At 67.7% G+C, this 1140-nt stretch carries 1 protein-coding gene and 1 pseudogene; both read right to left on the bottom strand.

The genetic code is table 11. The features are described 5' to 3' along the window. Positions 1-218: pseudogene (locus AC07O4_RS31465) on the bottom strand (ABC transporter permease); the annotation flags it as partial. 9 nt (positions 219-227) lie between these two features. Next, a partial coding sequence (locus AC07O4_RS31460) for an ABC transporter permease (protein WP_495306617.1) occupies positions 228-1140 on the bottom strand: 913 nt, incomplete at its 5' end.

Genomic DNA, 1140 nt, shown 5'->3' with positions numbered 1-1140 from the left:
CCGTGCACGATGCGCGAGTACATGTCGCGCCCAAGTTCGTCGGTGCCCAGCAGGTGTTCGGCGCTGGGCGCCTTCAGGCGCTGCAGCACGGCGGTGTCGTTGGGGTCGGCGGACGCGAACAGCGGCGCACCGACCGCGAGCACGGCAATCACCAGCAGCACCAGGGCGGAGACCATCACGATGCGGCGGTGCATCAGCTGGCGGAGCATTCGAGGCATGCGCATCGTTCAGACCTTCACGCGCGGATCGACGACGGCATACAGCAGGTCGATCGAGAAATTGATGAGCACATAGATCGCGGCAATCACGAGCAGCGCGCCTTGAATCACGGGGTAGTCGCGCCGCAGCACGGCGTTGACCACGAGGTTGCCCACGCCGGGCAGGCCGAACACGGTCTCGGTGATGACGGCGCCGCCGATCATCAGCGCGACCGTGAGGCCGATCACCGTGACGATGGGCACCAGCGCGTTGCGCAGCGCGTGCTTGAGCACCACGGTGCCCTCGCTCAGCCCCTTGGAGCGTGCGGTGCGTACGTAGTCTTCACCCAGAACGTCGAGCATCGAGGCGCGCGTGAAGCGGATGATGAGTGCGGAGTTCAAGAGGCCCAGCACGGTGGCGGGCAGAACCAGCGCGTGCAATCTCTCGGCAAACGGCGCATCGGGCGCACCATAGCCCGACACCGGGAACCACCCGAAGGACACCGCGAAGATCTGGATCAGCACGATGCCCAGCCAGAAGCTGGGGATGCTCGCGCCCAGCATCGCGATGCCGGTGAAGAACTGGTCGACCGCGCGGCCGCGGAACACCGCCGAGACGATGCCGCAGGGCACGCCGATGAGCGCGGCGATGGCCACCGCCAGCAGCGCGAGCAAGGTGGTGGGCTCGGCGCGCTCCCACAGCGCCTGCGTGACCGGGCGCTGCAGGAAGATCGAAGTGCCCAGGTTGCCTTGCAGCACCTCGCGCAGCCAGTAGCCGAACTGCACGGGCAGGGGTTTATCCAGGCCGTAGTCCTTCTGCACGCGGGCGATGTCGGCGGCGGTGGCCTGGTCGCCCAGCAGCACGGAGATGGGGTCGCCCGAGGCGGCGCGCGTGAGCACGAAGACCAGCACGGCCACGAGGGACAGCACGATGAGCATGCCG

The sequence above is a fragment of the Variovorax sp. GW821-FHT09D04 genome (assembly GCF_059416405.1).
The sequence above is the reverse complement of the archived record's forward strand: the minus strand, read 5'-3'. Positions and strand labels throughout refer to the sequence as shown.